Origin of the sequence: Bradyrhizobium sp. 27S5, assembly GCF_037217225.1 — a bacterium.
GTDB classification, from domain to species: Bacteria; Pseudomonadota; Alphaproteobacteria; order Rhizobiales; family Xanthobacteraceae; genus Bradyrhizobium; species Bradyrhizobium septentrionale.
The window spans coordinates 5773228-5788098 of record NZ_CP147714.1 but is presented as its reverse complement, the minus strand read 5'-3'; the positions used below and the strand labels follow the sequence as shown (position 1 = coordinate 5788098).

The window sequence follows — 14871 nt, the reverse complement described above, 5'->3', positions numbered from 1 at the left end:
CCTTGTCTTTGACGGGTTTTCTTCACGCGAACCGGTGCCCGCTTCGCTTGAAAACCCTCTAAAATGGGACCTGGGTCGCCGTCCCGGCCACGATGTACCAGGTCACGAACAGGCCCGCGATCAGGGCGCCCGGCAGGCTCGATCCGGTCCGCCGCCAGGTGAAGGTCGCGATCGCGGCGACGATCGCCAGGAGCGGCACGAACTGGATCGCAACGATGGTCGAGAGCGGCACGAAACTGGGGTCCGGGATCGGATTGAACAGTTTTCCGGTCAGCCACAGCGTGCCGTATTGCAGGACCAGCAACACGATGAAACCGAACGTCAGCGCCAGGATGTTGGTCAGATAGAGCGCCCCGCGCGGGGCATCCATGGTCGAGAAATTCCGGTGCAGCACGTGCAGCGCCACGACGAAAAACGTCGTGAACGGAATCAGATAGATCAGGAAGATGAGGAATTGCTTCGCGCTCATCAACTTGAGTGCGACGATCCAGAACCTGAAGTCGATCTTGAACGCGAGGTCGGCGAGCCAGAGCGCGGCATAGCCGACCGCAACCGAAATCACCGCGATCACGACGGATTGACCGACGAGGCCGGCCCGGCTGGCGCGCTTCGGCGCGAACCGCATCAGGGCGAGCGTGATCAGGCCGTTGATGATGACCCAGACCAGGATCTGGTTGGTGATGCCCTGCGGCAGGAACGTGCTCGGGGTCACGAAGGTGCCGCCCAGCGCAAAGGCCGGATAATAGGTCAGCGCCGGAATGAAGGCCGAGAGGATGAACGCCGTGGTCCAGCGCCGGCCGCTCGCGGCCTCATGCGGCGGCATGGTGCCGTCGGCGACCGCCGGCAGCCGCAGGCGGGAGAACATCTGTGCCTCCAGCAGCCCGTCGAACGTCCCGATCACGAGCGCGACGAAGCCGATCAGCGCGATCAGGGTCCCGATCTCCTTGCGGAACCAGATCTGGTCGTCAACGGGGCGCGCCGTGCCGCCCTTCAGCGTTTTGGCGAACCAGTCGAGGCTGTAGCCGATCGCCTCATGCGAGATGTGCTCGGCCGGATGGGTCATCGCCGGCGTGTACAGCACCCGTGCGGTGCCCGCAGCAGGATCGCCATAGACCTTGCCCGGCTCGACCGCGCCCTGGGTGCCGAACAGCGCCCAGAGCTTTGGGCTCGTGGCGACGTCGCGGGCGAGGTCGACGCCCCACATCAGGGTGGAGAATTCCTCGTACTGGGCGAACACCAAAGCGGTGTTGCGCGGCCAGCTCGCGGTGCCCTCGGCGGCGAACGGCTTGCCGGTCGAAGACCCCTCCAGCACCATCGACTTGTAGTCGTTGGGCATCGCGGCGGCGGCGGCCAGTACGGTCCAGCCGCCCATCGAATGGCCCTCGAGCCCGATGTTCTCCTTGTCGACGAATGGCAGGCTGCGGAGATAGGCAAGGCCGTCGGGTCCGCCAAAGCCGTTGGCGAAGGAGGGCGGGTCGCTGTAGCCATGGCCGGTCTGGTCGAGCGCCAGCACGACATAGCCGCGGCGGGCGAATTCGATGGCGAAGCCGTCCTGGGTCTCGCGCGAATTGATGTAGCCGTGGACCGCGAGGATGCCTGGCGCCGGGATCTGCGCCGTGGCATTCGCCGGGATATAGAGCAGGGCACTCATCGTGTTGCCCTTGGCGCCCTTGAACCTGACTTCCTCGATCCGGATGCCGCCTGCGGTCTGCGTGAGGTGGGCGAGCAGGCCCCCCGCCAAGATCAAAACCAGGCCCACAATCGCCAGCGTCCATCTGCCCCGCATCGTCGTCCCCCCAAGGTGCCTCGCCGTTCAACCGGCGTCTCAAGCGTGCCTTTACAGCTTCGCTTTGGTTGTGGTTGATAGCCTATCCGAAGGCGAAGCGCGCGCAAGCGGCAGCCTGCGCTGCGTGCCACCTGGACTCCGATTGAGGATTCGCAATCGCCGCTAACCCTGTTATCTCCTTGGAGAAAATGGTCCCGCGCAAAACCGGTACACAGCTGGTCGATGCTGCTCTTGGGCCGCCTGCATGAGACTTTGAATCAGGCTCTTCGGAAGCTGATTCAAAACCTTCAGACGTTGAATCAGAAAGTGAAGTGAGATGTCCGGCACCGACAAGACCAAGGCAGGGCACGACCTTGCCGGTCCCGTCGTCATCCTGGTCGAGCCGCAGCTTGGCGAGAACATCGGCATGGCCGCGCGCGCGATGGGTAACTTCGCGTTGACCCGGATGCGCATCGTCAATCCGCGTGACGGCTGGCCGAATGTCGCCGCGCAACGCGCCGCCGCCGGCGCCGACCACATCATCGGTTCGGTTGAACTGTTCGACACCGTCGAGCAGGCGATCGCCGACCTGACGCTGGTGTTTGCGACCACCGCCCGCGCGCACGACCAGGCCAAGCCGGTGGTCGGGCCGGAAGGCGCGGCCGGCGAGATCGTCGGCCATGTCGCCTCCGGTGGGGGCGCCGGCATCCTGTTCGGGCGGGAACGCTCCGGCCTGACCAATGAGGAGGTCGCGCTCGCCAACCGCATCATCACCTTCCCGGTCAACCCGGGCTTCGCCTCGCTCAATTTGGCGCAGGCGGTGCTGTTGATGGGCTATGAGTGGTTCAAGCTGTCGACCGCGGGCGCGCTGCCGTTCGCGATGCCCGAGCGGTCCGAGCCGGCCTCCCAGCACCAGATGCAGGCGTTCTTCGACAACCTCGTCACCGAGCTCGACAAGGTCGAGTTCCTGCGGCCGGCGGAGAAGCGCGACACCATGCTGGTGAACCTGCGCAACATATTCACCCGGATGGATCCGACCAAGCAGGACATGCACACGCTGCACGGCGTGGTGATGGCGATCGCCGAGGGGCGCAAGGGCCCGGCCAAGGGCGGGGTGCTCGACGGTGCCCAGGCGACAAGGCTGCGGGCGCTGCTCGCCGAACAGGGAGGGGGCGGTGCGGCCGCGGACAACAGCAGCACGGTCCGCGGCCTCGCCCGGCTGCTCCGCCGCAATCCGACCGACGCCGAACGGATCCTGTGGCAGGCGCTGACCCGGGACCGCCGCTTCGCCGGCCAGTTCAAGCGCCAGACCCCGGTCGGCCGCCACATCCCCGACTTCGTCTCGTTCGTGCACCGGATCGCGATCGAGCTGGTCAATCCGAACGAGAGCGAGGCCATCGGCGCTGACCGCACCAAGCGCCGCGCCTGGCTCGAGGCGCGCGACTATCGGGTGGTCGACATGCATGTGGCTGACGTCGAGCGCGATCTCGACGGCGAACTGGCGCGGCTGGAGGGGAGTTTGCGGCAGGGGCGGTGAGGTTTGCGGGCGTTCCGTTCGCGCAAGAATCGATTTGAGGCCCGGATACTCTCCACACGTCGTCCCGGCGAAGGCCGGGACCCATACGCCGCGGCAGATGTGGTTGACGGGACTCGTCGTTCCAACGGTGCATAACAATCGGCATTTGTGGTTATGGGTCCCGGCCTTCGCCGGGACGACGGTGAATGTGTGGCCCGGCCTGTGAGTCAAACAACCGCGTTCTCGCGACATGAATCGTCCGAGCTTTGCTCTTCGTTTCGCCCTCTGAGAATAGAGGGCGCAGGGAAAGCCGGGTGCCGATCGCACCCATGGGCCCCGAGCAAAAGGGTAGAGAGCTCGGGGGTAGGACCACAGGTGTAACCGGAGCAATCCGGCTTTCCCTGCGCGATGGGTTACGGCTTACTTCGTGCTCTCCCCGGCGAGACTGGGCTTGCTTGTCACCGCCTTCGCAAGACGCAGTTGCGTCTCACAAAAGGACACCGGCCGCTAGGGCGTCAGGACCACACGACTTCACCGTCCGCGTCATGCGCACTCGTCAGTTGCGCAATCAGCGTCCACCGCATCTCACCGCAACACCCGTGACGATGCGCAGCGCCCCTCGATCGGGTGAGACGGGCGAACCATACACTGAGTTGTTTTTCTGATAAAGCGAAATATTTTCAGCGCGTGGGCTTGACAGGTTTTGCTGAGTTGCCCGTCGGGTCGCCTTTGCACTCGTTGTCGCCTGACGTGCCGAGTGTCCGCCGTCTCCAATTTCGATTCGCATCATCTGCGGTCAGACGTTTCTCGTCGATCGTCAGCGCCGATGAATATCACTTTGCGCACGGGATATTCTCATTCAGCGCATGCACCGCACGAGATGCAAACTGTCGGCAGTGAGCCGCGAGTTCGCGTTGTTGCAGTTGAGTAACGCGGCGAGAGAATTGCTTGTTCTCCGGGTGGATGCAGCGAGATCTGTGCGTGTGCCAATTGTCTTTGCATCGTTGTCGTTGCTAAGTGGCGGCGACTTTCTGGCTGAAAATAATTGATGAGTTTGGCGCGTTGCGGGCTCGCTCGCCTCCGCCGTTTCGTGGGGTTGGGGTTTTCCGGTGGCTGCCTTTTTGGGGATGAGCGCCTTTGCGCGCATGTTGCGCGCGAGTTCGGCGCAAGCCGGACGGTACGTCACGGCGATCTGTCTTGCGATGCTTCTTTCTGCCGCTGCGGCGCATGCACAGACCAACACGACCTTTACAATTCAATCGGTGTCCAATTTCAGCCCTGTCGTTGGAGAAACGGTCACCATCAACGGAACCGTGAGCGCCGCCGATAGCTCGGTGCCTTCGGGGACCATGCGGGTTGCGATCGACGCAGGCCCCTTGAACCCAGCTGGCACTGTCGTTGCGGGGGCAGTCACCCTGACCTCGACGTTCTCCAGCGCGGGACCTCACTCGATCATAGCCCGGTTCGTTCCGGATAATACGACCGCCTACAACATCTCCAACACCCGGTCCGTCAACCTCACTGCCGTTCAGGCCAGCACGACGACGGCGCTGACCTCATCGCTCAATCCCAGCGTCGCAGGACAGCCGGTCACTTTCACGGCGACCGTCAGCGTGACGGCGCCGGGCACGGGTACGCCGACCGGGGCCGTGAACTTCCTTGACGGGGGCACATTGATCGGCACCGGGACGTTGAGCGGCAATAGGGCCACCTTCACGACCTCGTCGCTCCCGACGGGAAGCCGCACGATCACGGCCGTCTATGTCGGGGACTCGAATTACACGACCAGCACGTCTTCTGCTGTCGCGCAGCGGGTAGATCCCAACTCCACCACAACGGCATTGGCATCGTCGGCCAACCCCAGCACGGTCGGCCAGTCCGTGACATTGACGGCAACCATCACGCCTGCGATCTCGACCTCGCTGTCGCCGACGGGAACGGTGACGTTTTCCGACGGCGGGACGCCGATCGGCACCGGCACGGTGAGCGGCGGCGTTGCCACTTTCACCACCTCGTCGCTCTCGCTAGGCAACCATTCGCTCCGCGCTTCCTATGGCGGCGACACCAACTTCAACGGCAGCTCGGTCTTCAGCGTTCCCCAGACCGTCAACCAGGACGCCACGAGCACGACGTTGTCATCGTCGGCAAATCCGGGCACGGCGGGCGTAGCGGTGACGTTCACAGCAACCGTTGCTCCGGCGTCGCCGACGTCGGGCGCGCCGACCGGAACCGTGTCATTCTTCGACGGTGCGACCCTGTTGGGCACCGGCACGTTGAGCGGCGGGTCTGCGAGCTTCACGACTTCGTCGCTTCCAATCGGGAGCCGTTCGATCACCGGCGTCTATCAGGGAGATGCCAACCATTCCACGTCGACGTCGTCAGCGTTGAGCCAGGCCATCAACGCCGGACCGGCCACGCACTTCTCCATGTCTGCGCCTGCGTCCGCCGCGCCGGGAACGGCGTTCAACGTCACGGTCACGGCGCTGGATGCTTCAAGCAATATTGCCACGAGCTATCTCGGCACGGTGCATTTCACGAGCAATGACGGCGCGGCGGTCTTGCCCGCGAACTACACGTTCGGCCCCGGCGACGCCGGCGCGCATACGTTTTCGGTCGTGTTGAACTCCGCCGGCAATCGCACCGTCACGGCGATCGATACGGCGAGCAGCGCCATCACCGGCACCGGTAACATCAGTGTCAGCACCAGGGCGACCACCATTTCGGTTGCGTCTTCGGTCAACCCCAGCAGCACGGGCCAGTCCGTGACCTTCACCGCCACGGTGACGGCGTCGGGCGGCACGCCGACCGGTACGGTGACCTTCAAGGACGGCGCGACGACGCTTGGCGCGCCGGTCACGCTGAGCGGCGGCATCGCGACCTTCAGCACCACCACGTTGACCTCAGGGGTGCATTCCATCACCGCGGACTACGGCGGCGACCCCAATTTCACGGGCTCGACGTCGTCGGCGCTGACCCAGAACGTCAACGTCGCGCCCTCGACCACGACGCTGACGTCGCCGGCGAACCCGAGCCGGGCCGGGCAGTCCGTGACCTTCACCGCCACGGTGACGGGCACCAGCGGCACGCCGACCGGCACGGTGACCTTCAAGGACGGCGCCACGGCGCTGGGCGCGCCGGTCACGCTGGCCGGCGGCATCGCGACCTTCAGCACCACCGCATTGACCGGCGGGGCGCATTCCATCACCGCGGTCTAGGCCGGCGACACCAATTTCACCGGCTCGACGTCGTCGGCGCTGACCCAGAATGTCAATGTCACGTCCTCGACCGCGACGCTGACGTCTTCGGCGAACCCGAGCAAGGCCGGGCAGTCCGTGACCTTCACCGCCACGGTGACGGGCGCCAGCGGCACGCCGACAGGGATGGTGACCTTCAAGGACGGCGCAACGACGATCGGCGGACCGGTGCCGCTGAGCGGCGGCGCCGCAACCTTCTCGACCAATGCGCTGAGCGCGGGTACGCACGCGGTGACTGCTGTCTACAGCGGTGACGGCAGCTACACCGGTTCGACCTCGGCTGCGGTATCGCAGGTGGTGCAGGGCGCCACCACCACGACGCTGACCTCCTCGCTCAATCCAAGCCCATCCGGGCAACCGGTGACGTTCACCGCTGTCGTCACGGGTCTCGGCGGAACGCCCGGCGGCACGGTGACGTTCAGCGACGGCGGGACCGCGATCGGCACCGCCACGCTATCTGCCGGCGTCGCGACTATCACCACGACGACGCTCGCCGCCGGCAGCCATTCGATCATGGCGAGCTATGGCGGCGGCGCCAATTTCAACCCGAGCGCCTCGCAAGCGTTGGCGCAGACGGTGAATACGCCGTCCGACAGCGCCAAGCTGCGTGAGTTGCAGGTCAACGTCACCAAGGTGGTGGCGCAGGCCTCGGGTCAGGCGATTTCGGGGGCAATCGACTCGGCGATCTCCGACGGCTTCAACGACAATGGCGGCAACTTTGCCACCCCGGGCCCGTCGGGCATGCGATTCAATTTCGCCGCCGATGGCAACGATGTTGGCGAAGCCGGAGTCAATCCCGCGCAATCCCGCAGCGCATACAGTGCGAGCGGCGACCTTGCAGGCACCGGCAATGGGCGAACGGGCCAGACAGGCAGCCGCCGCGTCGACGATGCCTTCGCGGCGATCGACCAGCAGATGCCGCGCAAGGCGCCGACGAAGAATTTCCGCGAAGACAAGGACTGGCTGTTCTGGGTCGATGTCCGCGGCTCGGGGATCGACCGCCTGACCTCGACGACCACGGCCGCCGGCACCACCACCGCAGCAGCGCCGCTCTATGGCCAGCAGATCAACGCGCTGGCGGGATTGACCTACCGGATGCGGCCGGACTTCCTGGTTGGCGTGGTCGGCGGCTACGAGAATTTCAGCTATACCGAGCAGGACATCAACGGCAAGCTGACCGGCGACGGCTGGACCATCGGCTCCTATCTCGGCTGGAAGATCACGCCGACGCTGCGCTACGACGCCGCCGTGACCTATTCCGGCATCGGCTATAACAGCGTTGCCGGCACGGCCCAGGGCAATTTCAGCGGCGATCGCTGGATGGTCGCAACCGGTCTGACCGGGACCTACAAGGCGTGGGGTTTTGCCTTCGAGCCGTCGGCGAAGGTCTATGCGTTGTGGGAGAATGAAGGCGCCTATGTCGATTCACTCGGCACCCAGCAGGCGAGCCGCCGCTTCTCGAGCGGCCGCGCCTCGGCCGGCATGAAGGCGATCTATCCATTCGCCTGGACCGATATCGTCTTGCTCGCGCCGTATCTCGGCATCTACGGCGACTATTATTTCAACCAGGACAATGCGGCCGCGATCGTCGCGGCCGGCGGCGTTCCGCTCGCCTCGACGCCGCTGCTTGACGGCTGGTCGGCGCGCGTGACCGCGGGACTTGGTGCCAAATTCGAAGGCGGCGCCGCCCTCGGCGTCGGCGCCGAATATGGTGGCATCGGCGCGAACTTCCAGACCTGGACCTTCAAGGCGAGGGGGCAGGTGCCCTTCAGCGCGCAATAGGCAGGGTTTCCACACAGTCACCTTCGGCGCCTGGGTACGCGTTCGGTCTCGATCGAACATGGGCGGCTGTGACAGCGTACCGAGCTGGCTTTCGACGCGCTTGGGCAGGCGACCTTGAGCCGTTTCGGACGATCCAATCTTTCGCTATAATTCCGCGCTGGCCGTGAAAACCTCGGGGAGCGTGGGGGGCGTTAATGCAGCCGGACACGCGGTACGCCAAGAGCGGCGACGTTCACATCGCCTATCAGACCTTCGGCGAAGGCCCCGTCAATGTCGTTTTCGTGCCCCCTGGCTTCACCAATGTCGAGCAGTGGTGGGAGGAGCCGGACGTTACTCGTTGGCTGCTCCGCTTGGGCAGCTACGCCAGGGTCGCCATGTTCGACAAGCGTGGCACCGGCCTGTCGGATCGCGTGACCGACTTCCCCGGTCTCGACCAGCGTATGGACGATCTGCGGGCGGTGATGGATGCTGCGGGCATGGAGCAGGCGGCGCTCCTCGGCAACTCCGAGGGTGGCACGATGTCGGCGTTGTTCGCCGCGACCTATCCCGATCGCTGCCGCGCGCTGGTGCTCTGCAACGCCTATCCTGCATCAACATTCGCGCAGGTGAGGCTGGAGCAAAGCCTCGAATATATCCGGCGCGCCTGGGGAAGCGGCCTCAGCCTGACGCGGTACGCGCCCTCCCGCGCGCATGATCCGGCAGTCACTCGCTGGTGGGCCAGGAACGAACGGATGTCGAATAGCCCGGCCGGTGCCGCGTCGTTCGCCCGCATGAACCACCTGATCGACGTCAGCGAGATCGTCTCCACAATTCGGGTTCCTACCCTTGTCATCCATCGGACCGACGACAGGGTCGTCAGCGTCGAGGGGGGCCGGTTTCTCGCGAAGCATATTCCAGGCGCGCGCTATCTGGAGTTGCCGGGGGAAGACCATCTCCCTTTCTTCGGTGAGAATGCCGGTGACATTTCCGATGCAATCGAGGAGTTTCTGACCGGCTCACGGCCCCCCGTTGCGGTCGATCGCGTGCTTTCCACGGTGCTCTTTACCGACATCGTCGGTTCGACAGAGAAAGCCGCCACGCTCGGCGACCATCGATGGCGCGACCTGCTTGATCATCATCATGCCGTGATCCGGCGCAGCCTCTCCAGATTCCGCGGCCGCGAAGTCAAGATGACCGGCGACGGCGTGCTCGCCACCTTCGACGGACCGGCCCGCGGCGTGCGTTGCGCGTGCGCAATTGCCGACGAGGTCAGGGGCTTGGGCATTGACGTCAGAGCCGGACTGCACACAGGCGAGTGCGAAGTGATGGGCGATGATGTCGGCGGAATTGCTGTTCACATCGGTGCTCGCGTCGCGGCCCTTGCCGGTGCAAGCGAAGTGCTGGTGTCGGGTACGGTCAAGGATCTGGTGGCGGGGTCCGGCTTGCGCTTTGGTGACCGAGGCAGTCATTCGCTCAAAGGCGTTCCAGGCGAATGGCGTATTTTCGCTGTCGAAAGGTGAATGCATGACCACGTGGCGGGACGCCGGCGCTCCCCGCGCTCATCTTTGCCACACCTCGTGTCAGTCAAGTTGTCATTTCTACAGCAGGTTGAAAATGCCATCACCGGGTGGCGCGAAGGTCCATTCGCGTTCGCGTTGTGATCGTTCGTGCTCATTTTCCTCGGGCGCGCCGCGCTGTCGGGCCGTCGCCTTTGCGCGCATCGGCAGCAATCCCTCTACACTGACGACAATCACTCTGGCGCAGCAGCAGAGGCGGTTCGCTAGACATCTCTCCATTCTAACGCAACCACGCCGCAACGCAGCGTGGTCGGTCAGCTGGAGAGAACCATGAACCTACACAACACCTCACACCTCGGTCGGCCGGGGCCCGAAGAGCTGGTTCCGTCGCGCTACGCGTTGCGGATCGGAGAGATTGACGTGCTGGTGGTCAGCGATGGGGTGCTGCCGCTCCCAACCGCGATGTTGGCACACAACGCCGCGCCGGCCGTCCGGGCGGCCTGGCTGAACGACATGTTCCTGCCGGCGGACGCCTTCGATTGGGCGCTGAACGTGGTCGTGGTGCGGAGCGGCGGGCAGACCATCCTCGTCGACGCCGGGCTGGGGCTCGATCCGGAGTTGCACTTGCCGCGGGCCGGGCAATTGATCAAGCGGCTGGAGGCCGCCGGCATCGATCTTGGGTCCGTGACCGACGTGGTGCTGACCCACATGCACATGGATCACGTGGGCGGGCTGCTCGTCGACGGGGTGAAGGAGCAGCTGCGTCCGGACCTGCGGATCCACGTGGCGGCCGCCGAGGTCAAGTTCTGGGAGGCGCCTGATTTTTCCCACGTCTCGATGCCGCCGGGATTCCCGGACGCGCTTCGGGCGACCGCCAAGCGGTTCAGGAAAGAGTACCAGAGCCAGCTCTGCACGTTCGAGGACAAGCATGAGATCGCGCCGGGGGTGGTCGTCCATCGCACCGGCGGCCACACCCCCGGGCACAGCGTGGTTCGCCTCGCGTCCGGCGGCGACAGCCTGACATTCGTAGGCGACGCCGTGTTCGCGGCCGGGTTCGAGCACCCCGACTGGTACAACGGCTTCGAGCACGACCCCGAGGAGGCGGCCCGCGTTCGTATCCGTCTCTTGCGCGAGCTGGTGGAGACCGGTGGGCTGCTGGTGGCCACGCACCTGCCGTTCCCCTCCGTCGGCCATGTGGCGGCCGACGGCGACGCCTTCCGCTGGGTGCCGGTGTTCTGGGACTACTGAGCGCTTGTCGGGTTAGGCCAAGCCAGGGCGCGTGCTCATCGCGTTGATGAGTTCACGCCCTGGGTGGCGCCGCGATCAGGCCTTCGAGATGCCGCCGTCGATCACCGGTCCCATCGGCTCGTAGCGTTCGCCGCTGAAGCGCACCAGTTGCAACTGCTCGAGCGGATAATAGTCTGATGGCGAGGTGTTGATCTTGATGCCCGGCAGCAGCATGTCGGATTCGAAATCCTCCAGGTTCGCCGCCTGCTTGATGATGCTGTCGGACGAGACGTCGTCGCCGCATTGCTTCAGCACCTGAACCAGGATCTGGCTGGTGAGATAGCCGGTGACGGCATAGATGTCGTTCTTGGCGGCTGCCGGATCGTATTTGTCGAGGAAGGCCCGCCATTTCTGGATCGCGGGATCGCTGTCCCAGGCGGCGTCGACCGGATCCTTCAAATAGGCGCTGGAGATGATCCCCTTGGACACGTCGTACCCCGCGGCCTTCAGCGTCGAGCCCGCGGACGAGGCGTTGTTGCCGATGTAATGCGCCGGTTGCCAGCCGAGCTCGGCGATCTTTTTGATGCCTTGGGCTGCGAATTTCGGCGTGGTCATGCTCATGAACACGTTGGCGCCGGCGGATTTGCAGCGCACCACCTGGCTGTCGATGGTCGGATCAGCGGTTTCGTAGGACAGCTCCGCCACGATGGCGGATGCCTTGGCGCCGAGGCCGTCCTTGAAGCCCTTCAAGACGTCGCGGCCGAAATCGTCGTTTTGGTAGACGATGCCGATCTTGGCGTCGGCCTGGGTCGACAGCACATGCTGCGCGAAGGCCCGGCCCTCGATCTGGTAGCAGGGCTGGAAGCCCATGGTATAGGGGAAATTCCTGTAGTCGCCGAACTTGGTGGCGCCCGAGGCGATGAAGAGGTGCGGGACCTTCTTCTGGTTCATGTACTTCATGATCGCCGCATTGGTCGGCGCACCGAGCGGCGCAAACAGCACGTCGATCTCGTCGCCTTCGACCAGCTTGCGCGCCTGTTCCACCGTCTTGGCCGGGCTGTAGGCGTCGTCATAAGTGATGTACCGGATCATGCGGCCGTTGATGCCGCCTTGCTCGTTGATCATCTTGAAATAGCCGCCCGGCGTGCGGCCGATCGACGAATAGACCGCAGCCGGTCCCGAATAGGCATCGATGTTGCCGATCACGATCTCGGTCTTGCCTTTGGCGATCGCGGGCTTGCCGAGCAGCAGCGTTGCAGTGGTGGCGGCAGCGCCCTTGATGAGATGACGGCGGGTCGGCTGGATTGAACGGGTTGTTGTCATTGGAGTCCTCCGCTTCTTGTTGTTGGCCGTTTTGGCATTGTTGGCCGTTTGGCAGCCTCTGACGGGCATGTCGGCTTCCAGCACCGTACAGCGCTCAAGCCGGATCGAACCAGTGTATGAGCGCTGCACGGCGGAACTTGTGCGCAGTCGCTACCGTCAGGAATATTGCTGCGGTGTCAGGGTCCGGCGCGGCAGATCAAACGATCCCAGGCACCGCGCCGGGCATTGAGGCCGATCAGGCCGGCAGGGCCCGGCTTGCCGTGCGACCGTGCGCGCCGAGCCGGCGCAGCGGAAAGACGCGATCGTAAGCGATGTTGAATGCGAACGCGTAGACCAGATAGAACGCGACGATGGAGATATCCATCATCAGCGCGGCCCACAGCGAGATGCCGAGATACCAAGCGACAAACGGGATCAGCAGCACGATCAGACCGGCCTCGAACAGCATCGCGTGCGCAACACGGATCGGCATCGTCTTGGCAACACGGCCGGTGAAGCGGACCAGTGCGTGGTCGAAGCCGAGATTGAACATGAAGTTCCAGGCCGTCGCCACCGTCGCCGAGACGACGCCGATGACGCCCATATGGGCGATCGGCTGATTGAACAGCCAGGCGGCCGCCGGCGTGAAGATGGCGATACCGATCAGCTCGAACAGGACTGCGTGCCGAATCCGGTCGGAGAAGGAACGCATTGACATGATGAAACCTTTCTTGTCGTTGTGACCGGCTTTCTATCTGATATTGTGCGATAACAAAGTTGGATAGTATCTGGAAAAGCGATAGATGCCCGTTTCCATGGACCAGCTAGAATCCTTCGTGGCGGCTGCCGAGCAGGGCTCGTTCTCCGGTGCGGCGCGGCTTCTGAAGAAAGCGCAATCGGCCGTCAGCACCCACGTCGCCAACCTGGAAACCGACCTCGGCATCGCGCTGTTCGATCGCGCCGGCCGCAACCCGGTGCTGACCGAAGCTGGGGCGCGCCTGTTGCCGGAAGCAAAACTGATCCTCGATCGTCGCGAGCACCTGATCGGTGTTGCGAGCAGTTTCGAGGCGCATGTCGAGAAGCGGCTGGTGGTGGCGATCGACGAGCTCTATCCGGAGAGCGCGGTCGGGGAGCTGTTTGCGGAATTCGCTGGGCGTTTTCCCCATGTCGAACTGGAGCTGTTGTTTCCGATCATGGAGGACGTCAGCCGTCTCGTGCTCGACGGCAAGGCCGATGTCGGCGTGATGTGGCGGCAGGAGCATCTGCCGCCTGAACTCGGCTTCAAGACCATCGGCTGGGTGGCGCTGCAGCTCGTTTGCGGCAAGAACCATCCGCTGGCGCATGGGCGGGTGGACTGGGAGGAGCTGAAGCGGCATCGCCAGATCATGGTCACGGTGCGCAATGAAGGCACCGAGCGTCATCGGCTGCGCGTGGCGGCCGAGGTGTGGTGGGTCGAGAGCCATTGGGTGATCCTGCAAATCCTCAAGCAAGGCGTCGGCTGGGCGCTGATCCCGGCACACATCATGGCGAGTTCGTCGGTTGCCGAAGAACTGGCAATTCCCGAACTGGAATTCGACGAGGGCGCGCATCCGGTCGCGCTCGAAGTGGTCTGGCACAAGCAGCGGCCGGCGGGGCCGGCGGCAAAATGGCTGCGCCGCCGTTTCGCCACGCGACCGCCGATGCTCCGCATGTGACAAGACGTGTGCGTCAGACAACGTCGCTCGTCGCATGGGAGCTGACATTGCGACCGTGATGTGTTGCCATGTACGCCGCACTGACCTGACAAGGTGGAGACGATGGCGAAGCAATTGGAAGGCAAGGTCGCGGCCGTGACCGGGGCGGCGTCGGGCATTGGGCTGGCGAGCAGCGAGGCGATGCTGGGTGCGGGCGCGCGCGTGGTGATGGTCGACCGCGACGCCGCGGCGCTGCAGGCGCTCGCCGGCAAGCACGGCGATGCCGTGATCCCGCTGGTGATCGACCTGCTCGATCCCGCCGATTGCGCGACGCTGCTGCCGAAGGTGCTGGCGGGGGCCGGCCGGCTCGACATCCTGCACGCCAATGCCGGCAGCTATGTCGGCGGCGATCTCGTCGATGCCGACACATCAGCGATCGACCGCATGCTGAACCTCAACGTCAACGTCGTGATGAAGAACGTGCACGACGTGCTGCCGCACATGATCGCGCGCGGCAGCGGCGACATCATCGTCACCAGTTCGCTGGCCGCGCATTTCCCGACGCCGTGGGAGCCGGTCTATGCGTCGTCGAAATGGGCGGTCAACTGCTTCGTGCAGACGGTGCGGCGCCAGGTGTTCAAGCACGGCATCCGCGTCGGCTCGATCTCGCCCGGGCCGGTGATCAGCGCGCTGCTGGCCGACTGGCCGGCGGAGAAGCTGCAGGAGGCCAAGGCGGCGGGCAGCCTGCTCGAGGCGAGCGAAGTCGCCGAAGTCGTGATGTTCATGCTGACGCGGCCGCGCAGCATGACGATTCGCGACGTCGTGATGATGCCGACGAATTTCGATCTGTAGGAGT

At 64.5% G+C, this 14871-nt stretch carries 12 protein-coding genes and 1 pseudogene; 8 read left to right on the top strand and 5 right to left on the bottom strand.

Translation table 11 applies throughout. The annotated features are described in order from the left end of the window. Positions 1–58 precede the first annotated feature (58 nt). Positions 59–1786, bottom strand: a complete 1728-nt coding sequence (locus tag WDM24_RS27345) for an alpha/beta fold hydrolase (protein ID WP_338827932.1) — start codon at positions 1784–1786, stop codon at positions 59–61. A gap of 316 nt (positions 1787–2102) precedes the next feature. On the opposite strand from WDM24_RS27345, the gene WDM24_RS27340 reads away from it, so the two are divergent. The 3 genes and pseudogenes from WDM24_RS27340 to WDM24_RS27320 all read left to right on the top strand — a co-directional run bounded on the left by WDM24_RS27340 (position 2103) and on the right by WDM24_RS27320 (position 6496). Continuing rightward, entirely contained in the window at positions 2103–3302 is a 1200-nt protein-coding gene (locus WDM24_RS27340; protein ID WP_338827930.1) for a TrmJ/YjtD family RNA methyltransferase, read from the top strand. 1106 nt (positions 3303–4408) lie between these two features. Beyond that, positions 4409–5620, top strand: a pseudogene (locus WDM24_RS44540) (Ig-like domain repeat protein); the annotation flags it as partial. An 87-nt stretch (positions 5621–5707) separates the two neighbouring features. After that, a complete protein-coding gene (locus tag WDM24_RS27320; RefSeq protein ID WP_338827929.1) occupies positions 5708–6496 on the top strand; it encodes an Ig-like domain-containing protein in 789 nt (262 codons plus the stop codon). On the opposite strand, the gene WDM24_RS27315 is transcribed toward WDM24_RS27320, so the two are convergent. Further along, positions 6493–6675: a hypothetical protein gene (locus tag WDM24_RS27315; protein ID WP_338832586.1), complete on the bottom strand. Its 183-nt coding sequence runs from the start codon at positions 6673–6675 to the stop codon at positions 6493–6495. The two genes, WDM24_RS27320 and WDM24_RS27315, sit on opposite strands and share 4 nt — an antisense overlap. On the opposite strand from WDM24_RS27315, the gene WDM24_RS27310 reads away from it, so the two are divergent. Both WDM24_RS27310 and WDM24_RS27305 read left to right on the top strand, forming a co-directional pair. Further along, positions 6614–8317 carry an Ig-like domain repeat protein gene (locus WDM24_RS27310; RefSeq protein ID WP_338827927.1) on the top strand — a complete coding sequence of 568 codons (1704 nt, stop codon included), beginning with the start codon at positions 6614–6616 and terminating at the stop codon, positions 8315–8317. The two genes, WDM24_RS27315 and WDM24_RS27310, sit on opposite strands and share 62 nt — an antisense overlap. 194 nt (positions 8318–8511) lie before the next feature. Then, the gene (locus WDM24_RS27305) at positions 8512–9816 is read left to right on the top strand and encodes an adenylate/guanylate cyclase domain-containing protein (protein WP_338827925.1); all 1305 of its coding nucleotides are present in this window, start codon (positions 8512–8514) and stop codon (positions 9814–9816) included. A 78-nt stretch (positions 9817–9894) separates the two neighbouring features. On the opposite strand, the gene WDM24_RS27300 is transcribed toward WDM24_RS27305, so the two are convergent. Beyond that, positions 9895–10017, bottom strand: a complete 123-nt coding sequence (locus tag WDM24_RS27300) for a hypothetical protein (protein WP_338827923.1) — start codon at positions 10015–10017, stop codon at positions 9895–9897. Between the two features lie 126 nt (positions 10018–10143). On the opposite strand from WDM24_RS27300, the gene WDM24_RS27295 reads away from it, so the two are divergent. Next, complete coding sequence (locus WDM24_RS27295; protein ID WP_338827922.1) at positions 10144–11061, top strand: MBL fold metallo-hydrolase; 918 nt, start codon at positions 10144–10146, stop codon at positions 11059–11061. A gap of 75 nt (positions 11062–11136) precedes the next feature. Here the strand turns inward: WDM24_RS27295 and WDM24_RS27290 are convergent, their stop codons facing one another. Both WDM24_RS27290 and WDM24_RS27285 read right to left on the bottom strand, forming a co-directional pair. Continuing rightward, complete coding sequence (locus WDM24_RS27290) at positions 11137–12363, bottom strand: ABC transporter substrate-binding protein (protein WP_338827920.1); 1227 nt, start codon at positions 12361–12363, stop codon at positions 11137–11139. A 235-nt stretch (positions 12364–12598) separates the two neighbouring features. Continuing rightward, a complete protein-coding gene (locus tag WDM24_RS27285; RefSeq protein ID WP_338827918.1) occupies positions 12599–13060 on the bottom strand; it encodes a PACE efflux transporter in 462 nt (153 codons plus the stop codon). A gap of 85 nt (positions 13061–13145) precedes the next feature. On the opposite strand from WDM24_RS27285, the gene WDM24_RS27280 reads away from it, so the two are divergent. Both WDM24_RS27280 and WDM24_RS27275 read left to right on the top strand, forming a co-directional pair. Continuing rightward, complete coding sequence (locus WDM24_RS27280; RefSeq protein ID WP_338827916.1) at positions 13146–14036, top strand: LysR family transcriptional regulator; 891 nt, start codon at positions 13146–13148, stop codon at positions 14034–14036. Between the two features lie 102 nt (positions 14037–14138). Continuing rightward, positions 14139–14867 (top strand): SDR family oxidoreductase, encoded by a 729-nt coding sequence (locus WDM24_RS27275; protein WP_338827914.1) that lies wholly within the window; start codon positions 14139–14141, stop codon positions 14865–14867. The last annotated feature ends 4 nt before the right edge of the window (positions 14868–14871 follow it).